Below are 20,161 nucleotides of genomic sequence, written 5' to 3' on the forward strand. Positions count from 1 at the left end.
AAGTTATCGTATGTGCACGCTAATCAATCCTTACCTTTAAAACAAAGTCAAAGTCGTGGTTGTTAGCCATATTCATAGCCATAGTAATTTACCTGCCTCAGAACGCTCGGTGGTAGAACCGCCAATCAAGCCCCTTGGATCAATCCAATTAAATGACACACGCTCATTTATTCTCAAATTTTGCCCGTTTAAATCTATACCTGTATGTTTATACAGTTATAATGGTTTTAGGCTGTTTTGTGACAGATGCTTGAGTTAGTCGGTCAAGAATTATCCATAAGTTGTAGGTGTGATTATCGCTATTTTTTTGTAAGGTTCTAATTATATTGATATTTTTCAGAATGAAATTTGAGAAGTCACATTCAAAAAAATTTTTGCACGCTTTGTTTTGCCAATATTGAAATTTAAAGTGCTTTACATCAATAAGATAGCAAATGTAGGATGTTATAAATCAATAACTTAAACGGTCGACTTTATCAGGCGAGCCGTATAATAAGCTGTTAGCTCTCAAGGAAACACTGTGGAAATCTTAAACAAAATATTAGAATGGCCCGTTATATTTCAAGGCGCGTTAGGCTCTGGATTTTTTTGGTTGTTTTTATTGCTTGGGCAGTCAGTAACGAGTCTTTCAAAAAAACATATTGAAAAAATATTCAACAAAAAATCAAAAGATAAAGACTCTAGGGATTGGATTATCTTGAATACGTTTGTCACAGAGGATGACAATGAAATTAATCACACCTTCCTACTAATTATTTACGCATCACTGCACTATTTTATTAAAGCTTTTATTTTTTTCGGACTAGGCTGGTTTTTTCAACCACTTGTTCCAACTTTTGGTTTAGTTGGCTACTTAATAGGCTTTTATTATTTGTTTACCTGCCTTAATTATTTACCACATTTAGATAAGTATTCTGATTTATCAGATGACGAAATCAAAGAAAAAATGGCTGCGATAGATTCTCGCAATAAAAAGAGCTAACAAGCTGTTCAAGCGGGACAAATAACAGTTGGCTGGTTCCGCTTCGCTTCACATTTTAGCCAACTACAATTTGCCCCTTAACAGGGCGTTAGCTGTATAAATCTGTGTTTCTAATTTTAATGTTAAATAAGTTGTAATTGTGATTTGTAATAAAACTCTACCGTTGATGCTTACTTTAAACAGTAATGGAAGAATTGAAGAAACGAGAAAACGAAGAAAAATTGAAGTTTCTAATTTTTCTAATGACATTGGTGCATACGTTATTAGATACAAAGATCATGAAATCTGCAGGTTTTTTGGTAAATCGAACATAATAAAAATTGGTTGCACTAAAGATGGCTATCAAAACAGGTTTAAAAATTATAATAGTCAATCAGATATGACGTTAGACGGTACTGATTTATTTTGGAACCTCAACGAGAGGTCACAAAAAACAAACGTAAGATTAATGTACTTTTTAGCGCATACAAAACACCTTGATGAAATTGTTGTAGATTTTTACCATTCAAGTGATGGACAAGCGCCTGAAGAGTTGGAGTACCAGTTGATTAAAAAATATTTTGAGGTGCATAATGAACTGCCACCGCTTAATTTTGGTATGAAATAATACAGCTAACAAGAGCTTTAAACGGAACTAAAACAGTGGGTTAGGTTTCACTTTGCTACACATTACAACCCACTATTTTAGTCCGCTTAAGCAGGCGTTATGTAACTAATTTTTAGTACGTGCTTGAATCTCGGTGAGTAGTCCCCATTTAAGAAATATACGTTAGTAATTTAGGGATTTGTAGTGTTTTTCAATAATATACAAGCATTTGAACAAAGAATGGTACAGCAAAACGTAGCAGTCGCATTCTTTACGATTCAGTATCATAATTGTGCTATTGAAACTGCTTACTCTAAGGCGCAAAAGAAGTTTCTATTTGCGTTTGTGGATCATAATTTGGGCTTTACGTGCTCGTTGGAGGGAAGTAACGCGAACGGTTTTATCAATCATTACGAAGCTGTAGAGCAGTTGGCTGCGTGTCGAAATCATAGCGTTTTCGATCCGATCCACTTCTATGAATTTCTAGATGCTCAGTTACCTCATGTAGCTTTTGGTGAGATTTCGAAGAGAGAATACCTTCGCGTTGTTGGAAAAGCAGTTTCTAATTTTGAAGACCGCATTTATTTCAATCATTGGCGGAATGCTAACATTTCTGACAAACAAGAGAAAAAGGCACTTGAGCTGATGGGGTATGAGGTGGTTAAGTTTTGTAAAGATAACAAACTTACACCTGTATTTTATCCGAATCCTACTGAGCGAACTCTTGAAGCTTTTGGTGACTTTAAAGCAGACTTTAAGGTTAATGGCTTGACTCAGTAGTAACCGTTACATAACAAAGCATTTAAGCGTGGTTCCCAACGTTTGGCATTTTTTATTCCATCGTTGGGTTTTGTGTTTAAGGCGCAATGGTTTAGTGTCGTGGTAGCGTTGCTTACACCTTAATGCGGCGTTAGCTTAAAAGATCGCGTAAATATAGATATTATCGCAATCATTATCGATAATGGCTGCATAATAATTTGCTTAAATATCATGGTGCTAGACATTTATCTGTTAACCCTAAGACGGTCCTTTTCAAGTCAGAGGTGCTTATTGCACAGTTAGTTGCAGGCTCATTTAAGGTGTAAACGAATTTGTTGCCAGCTGCCTATAAATATCATTAGCTGTTGGCAGCACGTGTTATATGCCTAGTTGTTCGCAATTAGCCTTGTTTGGGTTCTTAATTGACTTTCACAACTCGATTTCTGCCCTGTTGTTTTCCTTTATACAGTGCTTCGTCTGCCTTGGTGATTGTTTCTTCAAAGTTTTCATTGGCACTGTAGGCGGCAACTCCTAGAGTCGCTGTTACTTGATGTTCGACATTATTGAAATAGATGCTTTGACTGGCAATTATGCTTCGAATCTTCTCTGCTAATATGAAGCCTTCAGACAGTTCTGTATTAGGCAATAACACTAGAAATTCCTCACCACCCCAACGAGCGATGACATCAGTGCTACGCAGGCTTTGCTTTAGCAATCCGCTAACTTCAACTAGCACCGCATCGCCATGATCGTGTCCATAGTGATCATTTATCTGTTTAAAATGATCTAGGTCGACCATTATCACTGAAGTTTGGCCTCGTGGTTTGGTGTCATTAACTGCTACTTGGCTAAACATATATCGGCGATTATTCAAACCCGTCAGGAAATCAAGTTGTGCTTGTTCATCAGCTTTTCGCTTACGCTTTATGAGAGCAATACCACGAACATAAGAGAGATAACCCATATAGTGGCAAACGGCGATCATATAGAGCCATGGGGTAATTAATTCAATTGGGTCAGCGTTTAAAATTAAAGGCTTGTCGGCTAGATAACCAACAGAGAGTGCGGTTGCTATTGCTAACAATACTGATTTGAGAGCCTGCTTTGAACCGCGTAGAGCAAAATTAGCTGCTGAATTGGCAATGATATAAGGCAAAAATACACTGGGTGTAAAGCTCACTAGTGCTACCAAAATGCCTTGGAAGCCCATATCCCAAAACATATGACTTATTTCGGTCTCACGAGTTTCATGTCGCAAGTAGCGAATGAAAACAACTTGAGGGTAAATTGCACAAATAAATAAACCGCCGATAGCCCATGCGTCTAGACTCAATCCCTGTTTTGAATATGACAAAAAGATACTAATACCAAACAGGATAAAACCAAATATACGAAATGGGTATATCGAACGGCCTATACGTTCAATGCTATGGTTGGAATGCTCTGTCATAAGTTTTTGTAATTATTCTATCTTGTTGATATGAAGTTGTTTTTACAGAAACTATACTCATTTATTTTCTTCTTGTATATTGCGGTATTATATTCACGCTTAATGGCTGCAACAGTTTCAAGCCATTTGTATTCATCATTAAGTGCTAGAATCCTCTTCAATCTTCACTTTTGTCGTTAATATTCTCTCGCCCTTAATGCGGTTATTCACCTCAAATACATTGGTGTTATCACACCTTTTAGTTTAGTTAATCAGGCTTACTAATGAATTCGTTTGTCTTTATTGCCGCATAGTGGTTTTGTTCAACAAAGCAATTCAACAATGCAATTCAACGCTCGTCGCTTGATTGGGGCGTTAACTGTGCAACAACACTCATCATCGAATTAAAATTGGAGCTAAAGAAGAGAACATTGAAGTAAAGGGCTGGAGAATAATGAATATCATGCTCAATGTATTAGTCAGTAAGTCCATTGAAAAAGGAGGGAGAAATCCATTTCCCCGGGTCATGCTTTGGTAAGTATAGCTACTTCTTAAAGACTTCAGGTAATTGATATTGGTTGTTTAATACCGCCTCACTTGGCTCATAGAGGCGCATATGCAGATAAAAATCACCTTTAGGTGCTGGTAACCAGTTACAGTTTGCTTCGGTAGGTTGTTCATGCTGAATGCACATGGTGAGCGTGCCGTCGCGATTATAAACGAGTTCATCTGGACGATTACTTGAAATTGAGTAACGGTCTATCGGGTTTTCAATCATATAAAGATCTTTTGCGTCATACATAGTAACAGACCAGAATGCTTTTGCTGGTGCATCGGCAGGCATAGTCATTCTGTATTGGTATTTGCCATCTAGCTGTTGCTCATTAGAGTCTGTGTAGCGGTTAGGGTAGAGTGCTCGCTCTTTAGTATTAAGTCCAGCTGCTCTAAAGTTAATACTGGCTCGACTCAGGTAATCAGTGCCATAAACCCCACCTTCATACATCATCGACCAGCCATTGTTCTTAATGCCTAAATCACGGCCAGCATAAGCGATAATTTGCTGGGCAGAACTGAGCGCTCGCATTAAGCCGCGTTTTTGTGCTTCCGACAAGTTCTGTTCGTCAAACGGTTGGGCTTGGCCAATATTGATGTACTTAAACTGATCAACAATCGGTGCGTCTTTTGCGAGCGGGTTAGTGCGTAGTTCTTGGTCTATCAATTTGAACCACTCTAGACCATCAGGGCGGGTCATTGGCGGGATCCCACCCGTTGCTTTAGTTAAATTCACTGGCAGTTGCGGCTGGCCAAGGTCAGCAAGTGGATAATTAATAAAACCAGCATTAACTTTGTTTGCTGCTTGTAGATCTTGCTTACCAGCGACACCAACACGTTGAATGTACCAAACTAACGGCGTTTTAGATTCTATTACTCTGTCGATTTCTTGTGGAACATCCCCCTGCCAGCCTTGATTCACTAACAGAAACTTTCCTCCTCGAGTGCCAACGTTTTCGGTGATTAGGTTTTCAATTGATTCGGTATAGTTATCTAACAACTGAACGATGAAATAGCGATTATCAGTGCGTGGCACTTCAATCACTAATGGTCCAGTATCATTAAGATTTATATGCGACTGAGAGTAGAGGGTATCGTTATTGACTGTGGGAACAATTCGGCTTTCTGGCCCAGATAACTGCTGGGTTTTGCCCATTTGATTCATCGGAGCCATGCCATTATTTAATGGAAAATCGGTGGCGGTTGATGTCTTTCTAACTTGCGAAGTGGTCAGTGGGCCGGCTGCATAGATAAAGGCTTGCACCCCTAAGTTGTAAGCGAGCTCTTCTTCAGGGTCAATGGAATTAGCCGTTACTGTAGAGGCACAAAATACACTCATTATCGAGCAGATAAGTGGGTAGAGAATTCGTTTTTTCATATTAAGCCTTGTGTAATTAGTGGCGGTGAACAGAGTGTATGAGAGCAGGCATAAAAAATGTTAAATAGTGAATATCAAGATTATTAATAGCGTCAGTGTTTTTATTTATACCTCTGTTTTAATTGGGGTTTTATCCTTCTGTGCGGTTGGTTTTTTTTGCTTGGCAAGTTTGAAGGATTTTTCAGGCTATTGTGGCTAGCTTTAATCGTCTCTATTTTAAAATAAAGACGTTTGGAGACTTGTATGAATAACCTTAATTTACCTTTTAGTCTGTTCATTAAATCGGAAGGGGCAAAATGCAATCTAGATTGCAGCTATTGCTATTACCTAAATCACTTAGATGATGCTGATACAAATTGCTCGATGAGCGAAGAGCTAATGGCAGTGTTGGTGAAGGATCATATTCAGTCACAACCTAATCGAGCTGAAAAGGTCGACTTCATTTGGCATGGTGGTGAGCCAATGCTTAGAGGATTGGATTTTTATCGAAAGGCCATCAAACAGCAGCAAGAGACCACCACGCGTAAAGTGGTGATGAATACGATGCAAACTAACGGCACCTTGATTAATGAACGTTGGGCGCAGTTCTTTTCTGATCATAACTTTATGCTTGGGGTCAGTATTGATGGCCCAAATCTACTGAATGATATCGCACGTATCGATAAAAAAGGTCACTCTTCATTCGAGCGCACCATGCGGGGGATTAAGCACCTTAAAAACCATAAGGTAGAATTTAATACGCTAACAGTGGTGAATAATAAGACCTATCGTCACGCTAAGCATATCTATCCATTTTTGAAAGAAGCGGGCAGTGGTTATATGCAATTTCAACCTTGTATTGACCATGAGCTTGATAGTCGCTCAGATCATGACTGGTCACTTACAGGTAAACAATGGGGCTTGTTCCTTTGCGAATTGTTCGACCTTTGGAGTGAAAAAGATGTCGGGAAAGTGTATATCCAGTTCTTTGAAAATTGTTTGATGATATTGATGGGACATCAAAGCCAAATGTGTCATCACAGTCGCACTTGTGGTCAGCAGTTAATGGTCGAAACGGACGGCTCAGTCTATAGCTGTGATCACTATGGCTATAGTGATTTCAAACTTAATGACCATCAAGCTAGCTTAAAAGTGATGGCAAATAGTGAGCAGCAATTACAATTTGGTGCTGCTAAATATGAAACCTTAAGTGCTAAGTGTCGTAGCTGTGATTTTGTTGAGCTATGTAACGGCGGTTGCCCTAAAAATCGAACCCAAAAAACAGCTCAGGGTGAAAACCATAATGTGCTGTGCGAAGGCTATGAGATATTTTTTAAGCATGCGTTACCGAAAATGTTACCTATGGTCGATGCCATGAAACAAGGCTATTCACCGGCGTTTTTTCCTATTTTCTAACTTGTTGGCCAATGGCTATAACACAAGTGGGTATTATTGATTTAGACAGAGTTCATAGCTTGTAAGTCATGCTTAGGTTAAAGTCTATTCAATCCATGTGATAGTTAAGCTTGGGCGGATGGATGAAGATATTGAGCATGTTTAATTGGAGCAGCAATGGTTGTCACATCGAACGATTATAATTTGTTGCGCTTGATACTGGTCTTAAATGAAACAAGACAAACAGTGCAAGCGGCTAAAGTACTAAATGTCAGTCAGCCAACCATTAGCGTTATGCTGAAAAAACTCCGTGAGCAGTTTAATGATGAGCTGTTTGTTCGCAGTAAAACGCAGTTAGAACCAACAGCTAAATGTTTAACGCTTATCGCTAAGTTACCAGATTTGCTTGAGCAGATGGAGCAGCTGTATTTAGACAAAGAGCAGTGGAATATTGCTGATATGTCTGGAGAGTTGAAATTGTTGCTGCCTTCTCCGTTGATGGCTGTTATAGGTGCACCGCTGGTGGGTAAGTTAACAAAACTAGCTCCGAAGCTTACCGTAGAGTGTGCTCATTGGGGGCATGATGCCGTGCAGCTGCTGGAGCGTAACCCCAAAGCGTGGGGGATATCTTATTTGCCAATGGATACTAACAAGGTGCTGTACCAGCGGGATCTTGGTTACGACAAATTCATGCTGATAATGCGAAAGCAGCACCCGCTAGTCAGCAATGAATTGACCGAGGTGCTGAAATTTCCAATCTGTCTGAATACTATTCCGGGTTATACCGAACCTTCAAAGGCTGAAATGCTGATGAAGAAATACGCTTTAGATGGCCATATCAACTTACGCTGTAGTGACATGAGTATGATGCTGAAGTTGGTACAAGATAGTGATTATATCTGCGTTGCAACAGAGAAGTTCGCTAATGTTTTAGATCAACGTTATCGCTTTGAGGCGTTACCTTCTGAGCTTTACAAAGATACGTTTAGACGCAGTTATGCCTTATTTACCCACCAAAGTAACCGACATAATCCGTTAACCGATTGGTTGGAGCAGGAAATTATTTCTTTAATGAAAAGCTAGTTAATATCTTCGGCAATTCTTCCCTTTTTAATATTCTCTCATAGCGCTGTTTTACACAGATAATTCAGCGCTGCTGCCCTCGTTGGTGATGCTAAAAAAGCTTTTTTTACATGACCTTATTTTCAAATTGGTGACTATTAAATAACGTAATAATCACTATCAACCCTTTTTCATCCGTTTTTATTTATTGTTTAAAAAAACGGAGAAACACTATGATTAAAAGTCACCTAGCTAAAGTCGCTTTAGCGATCGCTATTGCCAGCTCGCCTATCTGTTATGCGCAGGCCAGTTCGCAAAATACTCAATCTGAACAAACCTTAACTATCCAGCAGAGCTTACTTGGCGAAACCTATAGTCTGGGCGTCAACGCCTACTTGTGGGGGGCTGCTCTCGTCAGAATGGAGCAGATTTCCCGTCAATACACTGATGTTAGTGCACCTCAAGCGGACACCAGTTACCGCGCTCCTTTGAATGAGTTTGGTCACGCACGAAGACTCAGTTCGCCAGCAGATAAAGATATGCCAACGGCCAACCGAGATACGCTTTATTCCTCTGCGGTATTGGACGTTTCTGCAGAGCCGATTGTGTTATCTGTGCCTGATGTCACTGATAGATACTTTGTCATCAATATGTTTGACATGTGGCACAACCTTTTTCAATACGTCGGTACGCGTGAGACTGGCAGTCTAGCGAAAGAGTTCCTTATCGTGCCTCCTGGCTGGGAAGGTGAGGCGCCGCGTAATACCAAAGTGATTGAAGCGCCAACTGAAAAAGTTTGGTTGTGGGGACGTACCCAAGTTTTAGGCGAACAAGATTACGCCAATGTGCATGCAGTACAGGATAAGTATGAACTGACACCGTTGAGCGAATACTTGGGGGAGCCGAGTCAAGCGGTGGCAACCGAGTTGAGCCCTCGACCTGGAAATGAAGCTGATCCGCTGCGCTTCTTCACTGAACTTGCGCAATATGTAAAACACAATCCATTAGATGAACGTCAACAGGCACTATTTGGACAATTCGAAAAAATTGGCTTAACAGAGCATGGCTTCGACACCACTGAACTCTCAGCTGAAATGTTACAAGTGCTTGAACAAGCAATGGCGGATGCTCAGCAGATTATTAATGCCCAAGTTGCTAACCCAAATACCTTAGAGATAAAGGATGGTTGGTTTTACGCTTTTGAGCTTGATGACTTTGGTGACGACAATGCTCTGCGCTCGTTGATAGCTGGGCCTTACTTAGGCGGGCAAGGTCCCAACGAAGCTATTTACCCCATCACTTATACCGACGGCAATGGTAAACCACTTAATGGCAACCAAGGTTACAAGATGAGTTTTGACCAAGCGCCACCGGTCGGTGCTTTTTGGTCACTCACGGTTTACGACGCTAAAACTAAGCTTTTGGTGAGCAATGAGATTAAGCGCTATAGCGTTAATAACCTCACTGAGCTCGACAAAAATGGTGATGGCTCCTTCGACATCCACCTACAACATGACCAACCCGAAGGTGATAAATCCGCTAACTGGCTTCCCACACCAGATGGCAATTTCTACGTACTGGCAAGACTTTACATTCCGTCGAAAGAGATCCTTGAGATGAAGTGGACAGTCCCAGCTATTCAAAACCTTTAAGCACATTTCACATTACTTATTTCACATTACTAAATGAAATAGACCTAGGAGTCATTATGGTTAATACCTTAACCAAGTCAGCAATTGCACTTGCAGTTGTGGCCTCAACAGGTGTGTCGGCAGCGTCGTCGCAACCTAACGTAGTTGCTATTATGCTCGACGATGTTACCACCATGGATATCTCGGCATATCACCGCGGTTTAGGCGCAGTCAGCACCCCAAATATCGACCGTATTGCAGAGCGTGGCATGATGGTCAGCGATTACTATGCCCAAGGCAGTTCAACGGCTGGACGTTCAGCATTTATCACTGGCCAATATCCAATTCGAACCGGTTTAACTTCGGTTGGTCAGCCGGGTTCGACTCGTGGTCTGCAAAAAGAAGATCCAACACTGGCTGAGATGTTGAAAGACAAAGGCTATGCCACAGTACATGTTGGTAAGAGCCATTTAGGTGACAACAATCCGCATTTACCAACGGTTCATGGTTTTGATGAGTTCTACGGTTTCCTTTATCACTTGAACGTGATGGAGATGCATGAGCAGCCTGAGTTTCCAAAAGACCCAAACTTTAAAGGTCGTGGCCGCAATATGATCCACACCGTTGCTACCGATAAGTTTGACGATACCGTCGACCCACGCTTTGGTGTCGTGGGTAAGCAAACGATAAGTGACCAAGGTGAACTTGGTGCCAAGCGTATGCAGACTGTTGATGGTGAGTTTTTGGACTTTGCAATCAACTGGCTAGATAAGCATGAAGCAACCAACGACGATCAGCCGTACTTCATGTGGTACAACCCAACACGTATGCACCAGAAAACCCACGTGCGACCAGAGTATCAAGGTGCTAGTCAACACAATACCTACTACGACGGCCTTGTAGAGCTAGATGATCAAATTGGTGTTTTGCTCGATAAGCTAGAGTCGACCGGTGAGATCGATAACACCATCATTCTATTTACCTCTGATAATGGCGTGAACCTAGACCATTGGCCTGATTCTGGCGCGGCATCTTTCCGTGGCCAAAAAGGCACCACTTGGGATGGCGGTTTCCGTGTTCCCATGCTAGTGAGCTGGCCAGCCAAAATACCACAAGGTGAATACACTGACGGCCTAATGTCGGCAGAAGATTGGGTGCCAACAATTATGGCTGCTGCAGGTGATGCTGATATTAAGCAAGATTTACTCACGGGTAAGAAGATTAATGGCGAAACCTACAAGGTGCATATTGATGGTTACAACCAATTAGAGATGCTAACTGAAGGTGGTAAGAGTAATCGTCATGAGTTTTTCTTCTATAACGAAAGTAGCCTAAATGCCTTCCGCGTCGATGAGTGGAAAGTACACCTTAAAACCAAAACGGAATGGATTGCACCTGCAGATGAGTGGCCTTTGGGCATGATCCTCAACATTAAAGCTGACCCGTTTGAACGTTCTCCTGACACTCGCGGCTGGTTCCTATGGATGAAAGAGAAAACATGGGTGCTACCTAAGCTGCTTAAGGCTGTCGGTCAACATCAACAGACATTGAAAGCTTACCCTCCACGTTTAACAAACGGCGGAATTGGTATGAACGATAAATCAGTGGTTGAAGACAATAGCAAGAAGTAGCAATTAGGGGCGTACTCTGCGGTGCGCCCCTTTGTTGATTGCAGGGGAAGAGCGATGAATAAAAAAATATTGTTGGGACTATTGGCATTGATAACTGCGCCGTTCGTCATTGCTCAGGAGCAGCCCGCGGATATGACAGATCCGATGTCAGTTTATACCGGTGGTGAAATAATCGCTGGTAATAAAGGACTCGGGGCTACCTTTCAATTTGGGGTTTCTAAAGGCGATTGGGGAGCATTAGGCAAGTTAGAAGCAAAGAATAATTTCGAAAATTACCGAGTACGCTTTTTTACGCCCAATAAAAAGACCGGAACCGGGCTGTTTATTGACGCTGGTCATGATTTCTCTGTTGATGGCATCACCAGTAATTATGCCACATTCGGTGTAATGCAAGTCTTCCCGATATCCGAGAAAGTAAAGCTATACAGTGCATTAACCTATGGCAAAAGCTGGGAGGCAAAAGACCAGTTCAAAGAAACACGCATTATCTCCAGTGTTAACTACATCAAATACGATTTTGCCGAAAAATTCTTTTTACAGATCGCACCGCAATATAGCTACGGCTTAGATGGTGAAGAAACCAGAAAATTCTCCGCTGAATTTCAAATCGGCTACAAGGTCGACTCAGACAATGTGGTGGTAATTACTGGCGACAGTGATAACAACGCTTGGATAACCTATCGCGCCCGATTCTAACGATTAACGCAATGTCACAGTAAGACTGTTAAGCCTGTTTCTATTCGGCGTACATAAAACCGTAGGTGTTTGACGGTCAATCTTGGCATGACAACCCATAACCTCCATGCACTATTGCAGGAGTTTGGAGCAAGAGATGATTGACGTTAAAAACCACAAACTAATGCTTGCCTTAATGAGTTCATCAGCGCTGTTTGGCTGTAATGCTCAGCAGGACGACAGCGCACCGCAAACCCCTGAGTTAATTCGACCAGCAAAAGTCACCATGGTCGAAGCTGTGAATCCAAATAGTGAAAAACGCTTTTCTGCCGTTGTTGGCGCTGAGCAAAGCACTGAATTGGCTTTCAGGGTCAATGGTCAAGTGGAATTACTGGATGTAGTTGAGGGGCAAAAAGTGGCTAAAGGCGAGTTAATTGCCACCTTAGATGATTCCGATTTCAGTATCCTAGTTGACGACGCGGCGGCTAAGTATGATCTGGCTCTGGCGCAATACAAACGCATTCAGTTACTTACTGATAAAGGTTTAGCCTCAAAGTCTGAAGCAGATACGCTTTTGGCACAAATGCTGGTGGCTAAGGCAACCTTAGAACAAGCGAATCAAAACCTTAAGTACACTGAGCTGCGAGCTCCATTTTCCGGCGTTGTCGCTAAAAACCATGTTGACCAACATGATCACATCGCCGTCGCGCAACCTATTTTATCTTTTCAAAACGAGTCTCTACAGCAAGTCAGTTTCGACTTACCAGAAAGGCTCGTTGAACGCTTCGACCCCAAACAGCTGATAAATTTCAATGCCAAAGTGGTGTTAGACGCTTACCCCGATACTGAGATAAAAGCTCGATTTAAGGAGATGCAAAAGAACAGTAGCCAAGGTGCACTTAGCTACCAAGTGACATTTTCGATGTTGTCGCCAAAGTCGATGCGGATCCTCCCTGGAATGAGTGCCGAGCTGTCATTGAGTTTACCGCAACATGCCAGTCCATCTGCACGAGTTAAAGTACCGTTAGCTGCGGTTTTCAGTGATGAGAAAATTGCTTTGGATGACGCAAAATCTTTTGTTTGGTTAGTAGACGAAACTCATCGCGTTGCACAGCAAGAGGTGCAATTAAGTCGAATAGAACAAGGTGGTGCGATTATCACTGCGGGCTTAAAGGTGGGGCAGCGGATCATTGCCGCAGCACCAACTCGTATGGAACAAGGGCAGCAAATCAGACCTATGGTTCGTGAGCGAGGTCTGTAATGGATAGTCTTACAGAGAAGAGCAGCCACGGTATTGCCGGATTTTTTATTAAAAATGGCGTCATTAGCTGGTTAATTATCTTGTTACTGGGAATTGGCGGTTATTTTGCTTTTCAAGACCTAGGTCGTTTGGAAGATCCTGAGTTTACGCCACGTTCAGCGATGATTGTGACCACTTATCCAGGTGCTTCGGCTGAGCAAGTTGAGGAGGAGTTGTCACTGCCGATTGAAAATGCACTGCAGCAACTCTCCTACGTTAAGTACATCAAGTCAGTGAATACGGCTGGACTTAGCCAAGTTGAAGTCATGATGCAGTCGCAATATACCGGCAAGTACCTGCCACAAATTTGGGATGAAGTTAGACGAAAAATTGGCGACTTAAAGGGCTTACCCCCTGGCGCAGGCAAGCCAGTGGTTAATGATGATTTTGGTGATGTGTTTGGCATGATTTGGGGCATATCCGGTGAGGGCTACAGTTATGCAGAGCTTGAGTCCTATGCCGACTACCTGCGACGGGAGATGGTGACGGTTGAGGGAGTTAGTAAAGTGAGCGTTGCGGGTACTCAGCAGCAACAGGTCTTTATTGAGCTATCGAAACGTAAACTTGCGGCGCTGGAGATCCCTGTTAGTCATATTGAATCACTGTTAGCGCAGCAAAATGTGGTGTCTAACGCGGGGCGAATTCGGGTGCAAAATGACACCGTTCGTCTGTCGCCTACCGGTGAATTCTCCAATATTGGCGAACTGAGAGATTTGGTGATTAGTCCTAAAGGCAGTGATGCACGTCTTTACTTAAGCGACGTTGCCGAGGTTAAGCTCGGTTATGCACAAACGCCAATTAAGATGATGACTATTAATGGTCAGCCAGCACTGGAATTTGGCGTTTCGTTCTTACGCGGGGAGAATGTCATCACTGTTGGTGAGCGCATTAATCACTTGCTTGATTCATTGGAGCAGCACCGACCAATGGGAATGGAGCTGGAGCTTATCTATAACCAGCCTGAGCAAGTTGAAAAGGCGGTGGACGGTTTTGTTATTAGCTTAATCCAAGCCGTGGCGATTGTGATATTTGTGCTGTTGCTGACGATGGGGCTAAGAAGTGGCTTTATTATTGGTAGCGTACTCATTCTCAGTGTTATGGGTACATTTATGGCCATGGAACAGATGGCCATTGACCTACAACGGATCTCTCTTGGTGCGCTTATTATTGCGTTGGGGATGTTGGTCGACAATGCCATTGTGGTGGTGGAAGGTATTCTTATTGGTATGAAGCGCGGTAAAACACGTTTTGATGCTGCGGTGGATATTGTTAAGCAAACTCAATGGCCACTGTTAGGTGCAACGGTTATTGCTGTTACTGCTTTTGCTCCTATCGGCTTATCAGAAGATATCTCAGGTGAATTAGTTGGCAGCTTGTTCTGGGTGGTGCTGTTCTCTCTCACGCTGAGTTGGATAACTGCAATTAGTATTACTCCATTTCTGGCCGAACGGCTGTTTAAGAATGTCAAAGTTGCCCAAGCTGGAGAGTTCGAAGATCCTTATAAAGGTGTGATTTTTACTAGTTATCGCGCACTACTGACCTTCTGCATTCGTTACCGCAAAATCACCATGTTGCTGCTAATCGTGTTGCTGCTAGGTTCGGTAAAGGGCTTTGGTATGCTTAAGAATGAGTTCTTTCCGCCAATGAACCTGCCAAAATTTATGGTCGACACGTGGTTGCCATATAACTCTGACATTAACGCCACCGCTGAGCACATTCGAAAAATGGAGCAAGCGGTACTGGCGCACCCTGAAGTTGAGCAAGTGTCCTCAAGTATTGGAGGTGGGCATGTGCGGTTTATGCTCGCCTATAAACCGGAAAAACTCTACAACAACTATGGCAACTTGCTGATTACGGTTAAAGATCTCGATCGTCTCAAAGAGGTGATGACTGATATTGAAACCCTCATCGAGGATGAGTTTGCTGGCGCGACTTATAATTTTAAGCGCTTTGAGATGGGACCTGCGCCCGATGGTCGAGTGGAAGCTCGATTTGTCGGCCCCGACCCCGATGTGTTGAGAAGCCTGTCAGCTCAAGCTAAATTAATCATGGAGCAAGTGCCAGATGCATCAGCAGTGAGAGATGATTGGCGTGAGCGCACCAAGGTCATTAGGCCACAATTTAATGATGCAGCAGGCCGTTCATTAGGGATCAGCAAAGCACAAGTCGATAGCGTACTGTTGGCGAACTTCTCTGGTCGAACAGTTGGTCTCTATCGTGATGGTAGCGACTTACTGCCAATCGTCATTCAACCGCCAGAACAAGAGAGAGTGGACATTGGTGGCATTAATGAGTTGCAGATCTGGAGTCATGAATTAAGTCAGTACGTCAACCTAGGCCAAGTATTAAAGCAGGTATCGGTTGAGTTTGAAGATCCAGTCATTATGCGCCGCGACCGCAAACGCACCATCATGGCGATGACCGACGAAAGCCCTATGGGTAGTAGCACTACCGCGTCAGTTTTAAGTTCATTTAAAGCTGAAGTTGAAGCCATTGAGCTTCCCGAAGGATACAGCCTGACTTGGGGGGAAATTCGAATCCTCTCGAGATTCGATGATTGCATTAAGTGAAAAACTCGGTGGTGGTTACTTGGTGATGGTACTTATCACTATTTTCCTGTTTGCCTCCTATAAAGATGCTGCGGTGATTTGGACAGTGGTGCCTTTCGCACTGATAGGTGTGGTGGTCGGGCTCTATTTCAGCAATATGCCTTTTACCTTCTTAGCGTTACTCGGAACCATGAGTCTGTCGGGCATGTTGATTAAAAATGCCATTGTGCTGGTGGAAGAGATAAAGCAGCAACTGTCAGAAGGTAAAGAGGCCTATCTTGCCGTAGTAGATGCATCTGTATCTAGGGTACGTCCAGTCAGCATGGCCGCCGTGACCACAGTGCTGGGCATGATCCCCTTGGTGTTTGATGGCTTCTTTCAGGCCATGGCGGTCGCCATTATGGCCGGGCTTAGTTTTGCCACCATTTTGACTCTTATCGTCATCCCCGTGATGTACACCATGATCCATAAAATTAAAGCGCAGTAGTGCCTATATTGAGTAAATATCAAATGAATAAAAGCAGACTTTTTTTACATTATCAGCAGCGATGGTTAGCTGTAATACAGCCATGGCAGCGGGATTGAGCTTATCTCAAATTGGCACCGCTGAAAGCGTAGCAACCGCCGGAGTTGCGGGTGTCACCAATAGTGAAGATGCCTCCGCTGTCATTACTAATGCCGCAGGTTTAACAGGCTTAGATGATTCGAGCATGGTTTTGGGTGGACAGCTGATAGATGTCAGTTCGCAATTTGAAGGGCTTGGGCGCGAGACAACACAAAGTAGTGGCCAGCAGTTCGTTCCTCATCTGTCTTATGCTCAGCGGTTAAATGATGATTGGGTAGCAGGAATTGCGCTGAATTCCCCAGGTGGGCTCGGTGTTGCTTATAGTAATGGTATTGGGGGCAGGCCTGCCAATATTGTCAAACAGAACAAAATATCGATGTTGAGTGTTACTGCTTCAGCGGCATACCAAGTGAATGAGCGGCTGTCACTCGGTGCGAGTGTTGTCGCTCAATATGCTGCGGTTGATGCCAGTGTACTTGGGCGTTCGATGACTGGTGCAGAAGTGGCGCCGACATTTGCACTGTCGGCACAATACAAACTCAACGATATAACTCGTATTGGGGTTAATTATCAACATGGCAGTGAACATGATATTGAGTTTGACGAGTCATTTGCTGATGTACAAGGCACAGCGATTAACTGGCCATCTACTTTTGATGTTGGTATCGATCATCAATTGACTGAGCGGCTAAATATCATGGCAAATGCCAAATGGCAGAGCTGGAGTGACTATGATGCCAATTATCAAGATACCTATTCAGCGGGTATTGCTGCGGGCTATCAAATGGGTGAATGGTTATGGCAAGCGGGTTTTAGTATTGACACCAGCCCAGTTGATGCTGAATATCGCGACGTAGTTTTGCCGCTGGATAAGCAATGGCGTTTAGGTATTGGCGCGCAAAAAACCTTAGCGTCGGGAAATAAAATCGGCATTGCTTATCAGTATCAAAATTTGGGAGAGGCTGAAATTTATGCAACAGAGCTGCAGTTACTGCGACCAGTAGGAGAATACAGCGAAAATCGTGTTCACTTTATCACTCTATCTTATCAATTCTGATTGCTAGTAAACCGAAGCTGGGTAGGGATACCTGACTTCGGCGTATCAAATTACAGGCATAAAGATCTGCTCGATGGCAGGTAGCTTTACTGATAGTGGTACTTGAGGACGGATTTGAACCGTCACTTATTTCTAAATAGCATATCGTTCTGTATCAGACCATATTAAAAAGTATTTATTTCAATCGCTTATCGTTTTTTTGAGTTTGGTATAATATCCTCTAGTTTTGGGCGTTTTAGCCTTAGTCGGCGGTAAAATTTACCAGTGAAGTTGAAATACCACCATTGTGGCAAGAATTTTTATGAAACTTGTACTCATCGTTAATAAAAGCTTAAAGTGAATAAACGGAGTTTTTATCTAATGTCGTTTTGTTTAAATACTTTCACACCAATCTGGGAAACCCTATGTTCTTAAAATTTGATGTGTTTGGAAAGTTGATGTCAGTTAAAAGAGTAGACAGTGAGTGGCACTTATTTATCGATTCAAATACAGGCCTTCGCACTAGGGTTTATGAAGTTATCATTCCAAGTGAATTGTTAGAAAGTGAACTGGCTCGGTATTTAGGTGATATTTTTCATGAAAGTGCTAGGGCTGATAACACAGAGGTTATTCGCTTAAGATAAACTTGATTCTCCAATGTCATCAATTCATGGTGATATCATTTCATCAGATGCTCACATCATTACATGAACACTTCTTCTCAAAGTCACGGCGCTAGAGTTTTTGGTAGCGATTTAAACTTATTAGCATGTTCGATTTAGTTTTTTTATTGTTTGAGGCTCACAATGACATCAAAAATGTATTCAACTTATGCTGAACAATATGATTTAGCTGTTCAAGAGAATATTTACAATGCGTTACTGGAAAGGCCATCATTAAAGGCGCTATTAGGTAAGTTGAATGAGCTTGAGGTGATTGATTTAGGTTGTGGTTCAGGTATTTATGCCCAATATTTGGTTGAGCAATTGGCCAGTCGTGTGACATGTATTGATGTTTCTGCACAAATGGTTGAATTAGTTAAGTCAAAACTTGGGACTAAAGTGAGTGCATATTGCCAAGATTTATCCTTGGGCTTACCTTAGGAAGGCGATAGTAGTGCCGATGTCGTTATTTGTCCGTTGATGATCCATTACCTCGAAGATTTAACGCTATTTTTTGCTGAGATATTTCGGGTATTGAAACCCAATGGATATCTGGTTTTATCTACGCACCATCCAATGGTGGATTTTGAAGTTTCACCTTCTGGCAATTACTTTAAACGTGAATTGATAAATGATGTATGGCATACCATAGGAATGCCAGTTGAGGTGAGTTTTTATCGGCGATCGTTAACTGAGTTAATGACAGCGATTACTGACAGTGGTTTAGTGATCACGGGGTTAAATGAAGGTTTTGTAGACGACAAAGTGAAATCCATATCTGCAGAACGTTATCAAAAGTTAGCGACACAACCCAATTTTATCTTTATTCGCTGCGCTAAATTGTAATGAAAAAAACCTTTTAGGCAGATGCTAAGGCTTGTTCCTCAGAGCATTAATTTCAACATTAAACGTTCCTAATCAGTATAGAGAGAGTACTCCAAAATGGATAATAAGGTGATTAATCTCGACAGTAAGTTTGCCCTGTTTGCAGCACACTGGTCACCGAAGGTGATTGCTGAGATGAATGACTACCAGTTTAAATTAGTTAAAGTAGAGGGTGAGTTTGTTTGGCATGATCACCCAGATACAGATGAAGTGTTTATTGTCATTGAAGGTACACTTAATATTGCATTTAGAGATAAAGTTGAAACGATAGAGTCTGGTGAGATGTTTGTGGTGCCTAAAGGCATTGAACATAAACCTTTTGCGGAAAATGAATGCAAAATTATGATTATTGAACCTAAAGGGGTGTTAAACACAGGTGCTAAAGATGGAGAATTGACCGCGCCTAACGATGTATGGATTTAACATTTAGCATTTAGTATTTAGTATTTAGCATTTAGCATTTAGCATTTAGCATTTAGCATTTAGCATTTAGCATTTAGCATTTAGCATTTAGCATTTAGCATTTAGCATTTAGCATTTAGCATTTAGCATTTAGCATTTAGCATTTAGCATTTAGCATTTAGCATTTAGTATTTAGTATTTAGTATTTAGTATTTAGTATTTAGTATTTAACGTTGTTCGATACGTTTTTGAGGGACTGTTAGTATTAAGTGGGGGATTAAAGGTTAAATTGATGGTGAAAATATTTGTTCATAATCGGCTTTAGTGGAATCTGTTTATTGAAGTCGATATTGTCAGTTTGATTGACTTCGCTATTGTTTGTTTGCAGCATGCAACACTAGTGATTGTCATTAATTAACAAGTTAAGTTATTTAACAATCTTGTTAATCTTCATCACAAAACATGAGTCGAATAAAATACCGCTATTTAGCTCAATTTTTGTTAGCACTCGTCAACCATAAACCATTCCAAACTTCCTTGATTCATTGTTATCAATTTACTCAAACCTTTGCTTGCTGTGTTAGAAAATTGAACATACACTGTTGTTAAAGTGTAACTTCAATATCTTGCTGTTTTATAGTGTTTTTGTGATCAATAAACCAGCAAGTTAAAAGCGATAACCATAAAGGATTCAGGTATAAAT

14 protein-coding genes and 2 pseudogenes are annotated in these 20,161 nt (G+C 41.9%); 14 read left to right on the forward strand and 2 right to left on the reverse strand.

Annotated features, from left to right (window positions below):
* Positions 1-520 precede the first annotated feature (520 nt).
* The 3 genes from AC0L4E_RS06895 to AC0L4E_RS06905 all read left to right on the forward strand — a co-directional run bounded on the left by AC0L4E_RS06895 (position 521) and on the right by AC0L4E_RS06905 (position 2,348).
* Complete coding sequence (locus tag AC0L4E_RS06895) at positions 521-982, forward strand: hypothetical protein (RefSeq protein ID WP_473678568.1); 462 nt, start codon at positions 521-523, stop codon at positions 980-982.
* A gap of 139 nt (positions 983-1,121) precedes the next feature.
* Positions 1,122-1,589: a hypothetical protein gene (locus AC0L4E_RS06900; protein ID WP_473678569.1), complete on the forward strand. Its 468-nt coding sequence runs from the start codon at positions 1,122-1,124 to the stop codon at positions 1,587-1,589.
* A gap of 183 nt (positions 1,590-1,772) precedes the next feature.
* Positions 1,773-2,348, forward strand: a complete 576-nt coding sequence (locus AC0L4E_RS06905; protein WP_102384115.1) for a hypothetical protein — start codon at positions 1,773-1,775, stop codon at positions 2,346-2,348.
* 397 nt (positions 2,349-2,745) lie between these two features.
* Here the strand turns inward: AC0L4E_RS06905 and AC0L4E_RS06910 are convergent, their stop codons facing one another.
* Together AC0L4E_RS06910 and AC0L4E_RS06915 are read right to left on the reverse strand one after the other, a co-directional pair.
* The gene (locus AC0L4E_RS06910; RefSeq protein ID WP_473678570.1) at positions 2,746-3,777 is read right to left on the reverse strand and encodes a GGDEF domain-containing protein; all 1,032 of its coding nucleotides are present in this window, start codon (positions 3,775-3,777) and stop codon (positions 2,746-2,748) included.
* A 523-nt stretch (positions 3,778-4,300) separates the two neighbouring features.
* Entirely contained in the window at positions 4,301-5,686 is a 1,386-nt protein-coding gene (locus tag AC0L4E_RS06915) for a DUF1254 domain-containing protein (protein ID WP_473678571.1), read from the reverse strand.
* Positions 5,687-5,929: 243 nt separating this feature from the next.
* Here AC0L4E_RS06915 and AC0L4E_RS06920 point away from each other — a divergent pair, with 243 nt between their 5' ends.
* From AC0L4E_RS06920 to AC0L4E_RS06970, 11 genes and pseudogenes are all read left to right on the forward strand, one after another.
* The gene (locus AC0L4E_RS06920; RefSeq protein WP_473678572.1) at positions 5,930-7,081 is read left to right on the forward strand and encodes an anaerobic sulfatase maturase; all 1,152 of its coding nucleotides are present in this window, start codon (positions 5,930-5,932) and stop codon (positions 7,079-7,081) included.
* A gap of 156 nt (positions 7,082-7,237) precedes the next feature.
* Positions 7,238-8,143 carry a LysR family transcriptional regulator gene (locus AC0L4E_RS06925; protein WP_473678573.1) on the forward strand — a complete coding sequence of 302 codons (906 nt, stop codon included), beginning with the start codon at positions 7,238-7,240 and terminating at the stop codon, positions 8,141-8,143.
* A 212-nt stretch (positions 8,144-8,355) separates the two neighbouring features.
* Positions 8,356-9,774, forward strand: coding sequence for a DUF1254 domain-containing protein (locus AC0L4E_RS06930; RefSeq protein WP_473678574.1), 1,419 nt, complete (start codon positions 8,356-8,358; stop codon positions 9,772-9,774).
* A gap of 56 nt (positions 9,775-9,830) precedes the next feature.
* Positions 9,831-11,384, forward strand: a complete 1,554-nt coding sequence (locus tag AC0L4E_RS06935; RefSeq protein WP_473678575.1) for an arylsulfatase — start codon at positions 9,831-9,833, stop codon at positions 11,382-11,384.
* Positions 11,385-11,516: 132 nt separating this feature from the next.
* Positions 11,517-12,080 carry a hypothetical protein gene (locus AC0L4E_RS06940; protein ID WP_473678576.1) on the forward strand — a complete coding sequence of 188 codons (564 nt, stop codon included), beginning with the start codon at positions 11,517-11,519 and terminating at the stop codon, positions 12,078-12,080.
* Between the two features lie 136 nt (positions 12,081-12,216).
* On the forward strand, positions 12,217-13,320 hold the full coding sequence (locus AC0L4E_RS06945; protein ID WP_473678577.1) for an efflux RND transporter periplasmic adaptor subunit: 1,104 nt from the start codon (positions 12,217-12,219) through the stop codon (positions 13,318-13,320).
* A pseudogene (locus tag AC0L4E_RS06950) lies at positions 13,320-16,395 on the forward strand (efflux RND transporter permease subunit). The gene AC0L4E_RS06945 and the pseudogene AC0L4E_RS06950 overlap by 1 nt, the downstream one beginning before the upstream one ends.
* A gap of 94 nt (positions 16,396-16,489) precedes the next feature.
* Positions 16,490-17,530 (forward strand): OmpP1/FadL family transporter, encoded by a 1,041-nt coding sequence (locus tag AC0L4E_RS06955; RefSeq protein ID WP_473678578.1) that lies wholly within the window; start codon positions 16,490-16,492, stop codon positions 17,528-17,530.
* A 404-nt stretch (positions 17,531-17,934) separates the two neighbouring features.
* The gene (locus AC0L4E_RS06960) at positions 17,935-18,153 is read left to right on the forward strand and encodes a DUF7661 family protein (RefSeq protein WP_473678579.1); all 219 of its coding nucleotides are present in this window, start codon (positions 17,935-17,937) and stop codon (positions 18,151-18,153) included.
* A gap of 174 nt (positions 18,154-18,327) precedes the next feature.
* Positions 18,328-19,017: pseudogene (locus AC0L4E_RS06965) on the forward strand (class I SAM-dependent methyltransferase).
* Between the two features lie 96 nt (positions 19,018-19,113).
* Positions 19,114-19,479 carry a cupin domain-containing protein gene (locus tag AC0L4E_RS06970; protein WP_473678580.1) on the forward strand — a complete coding sequence of 122 codons (366 nt, stop codon included), beginning with the start codon at positions 19,114-19,116 and terminating at the stop codon, positions 19,477-19,479.
* The last annotated feature ends 682 nt before the right edge of the window (positions 19,480-20,161 follow it).

This window comes from Shewanella sp. GJ50-10 (genome assembly GCF_055808815.1).

Excerpts from the sequence above, each read along its gene's own strand:
- AC0L4E_RS06915 (WP_473678571.1), bottom strand. The coding sequence starts at position 5,686 with ATGAAAAAACGAATTCTCTACCCACTTATCTGCTCGATAATGAGTGTA.
- AC0L4E_RS06960 (WP_473678579.1), top strand. The coding sequence starts at position 17,935 with ATGTTCTTAAAATTTGATGTGTTTGGAAAGTTGATGTCAGTTAAAAGA.
- AC0L4E_RS06910 (WP_473678570.1), bottom strand. The coding sequence starts at position 3,777 with ATGACAGAGCATTCCAACCATAGCATTGAACGTATAGGCCGTTCGATA.
- AC0L4E_RS06920 (WP_473678572.1), top strand. The coding sequence starts at position 5,930 with ATGAATAACCTTAATTTACCTTTTAGTCTGTTCATTAAATCGGAAGGG.
- AC0L4E_RS06930 (WP_473678574.1), top strand. The coding sequence starts at position 8,356 with ATGATTAAAAGTCACCTAGCTAAAGTCGCTTTAGCGATCGCTATTGCC.
- AC0L4E_RS06935 (WP_473678575.1), top strand. The coding sequence starts at position 9,831 with ATGGTTAATACCTTAACCAAGTCAGCAATTGCACTTGCAGTTGTGGCC.
- AC0L4E_RS06940 (WP_473678576.1), top strand. The coding sequence starts at position 11,517 with ATGACAGATCCGATGTCAGTTTATACCGGTGGTGAAATAATCGCTGGT.
- AC0L4E_RS06945 (WP_473678577.1), top strand. The coding sequence starts at position 12,217 with ATGATTGACGTTAAAAACCACAAACTAATGCTTGCCTTAATGAGTTCA.
- AC0L4E_RS06970 (WP_473678580.1), top strand. The coding sequence starts at position 19,114 with ATGGATAATAAGGTGATTAATCTCGACAGTAAGTTTGCCCTGTTTGCA.
- AC0L4E_RS06925 (WP_473678573.1), top strand. The coding sequence starts at position 7,238 with ATGGTTGTCACATCGAACGATTATAATTTGTTGCGCTTGATACTGGTC.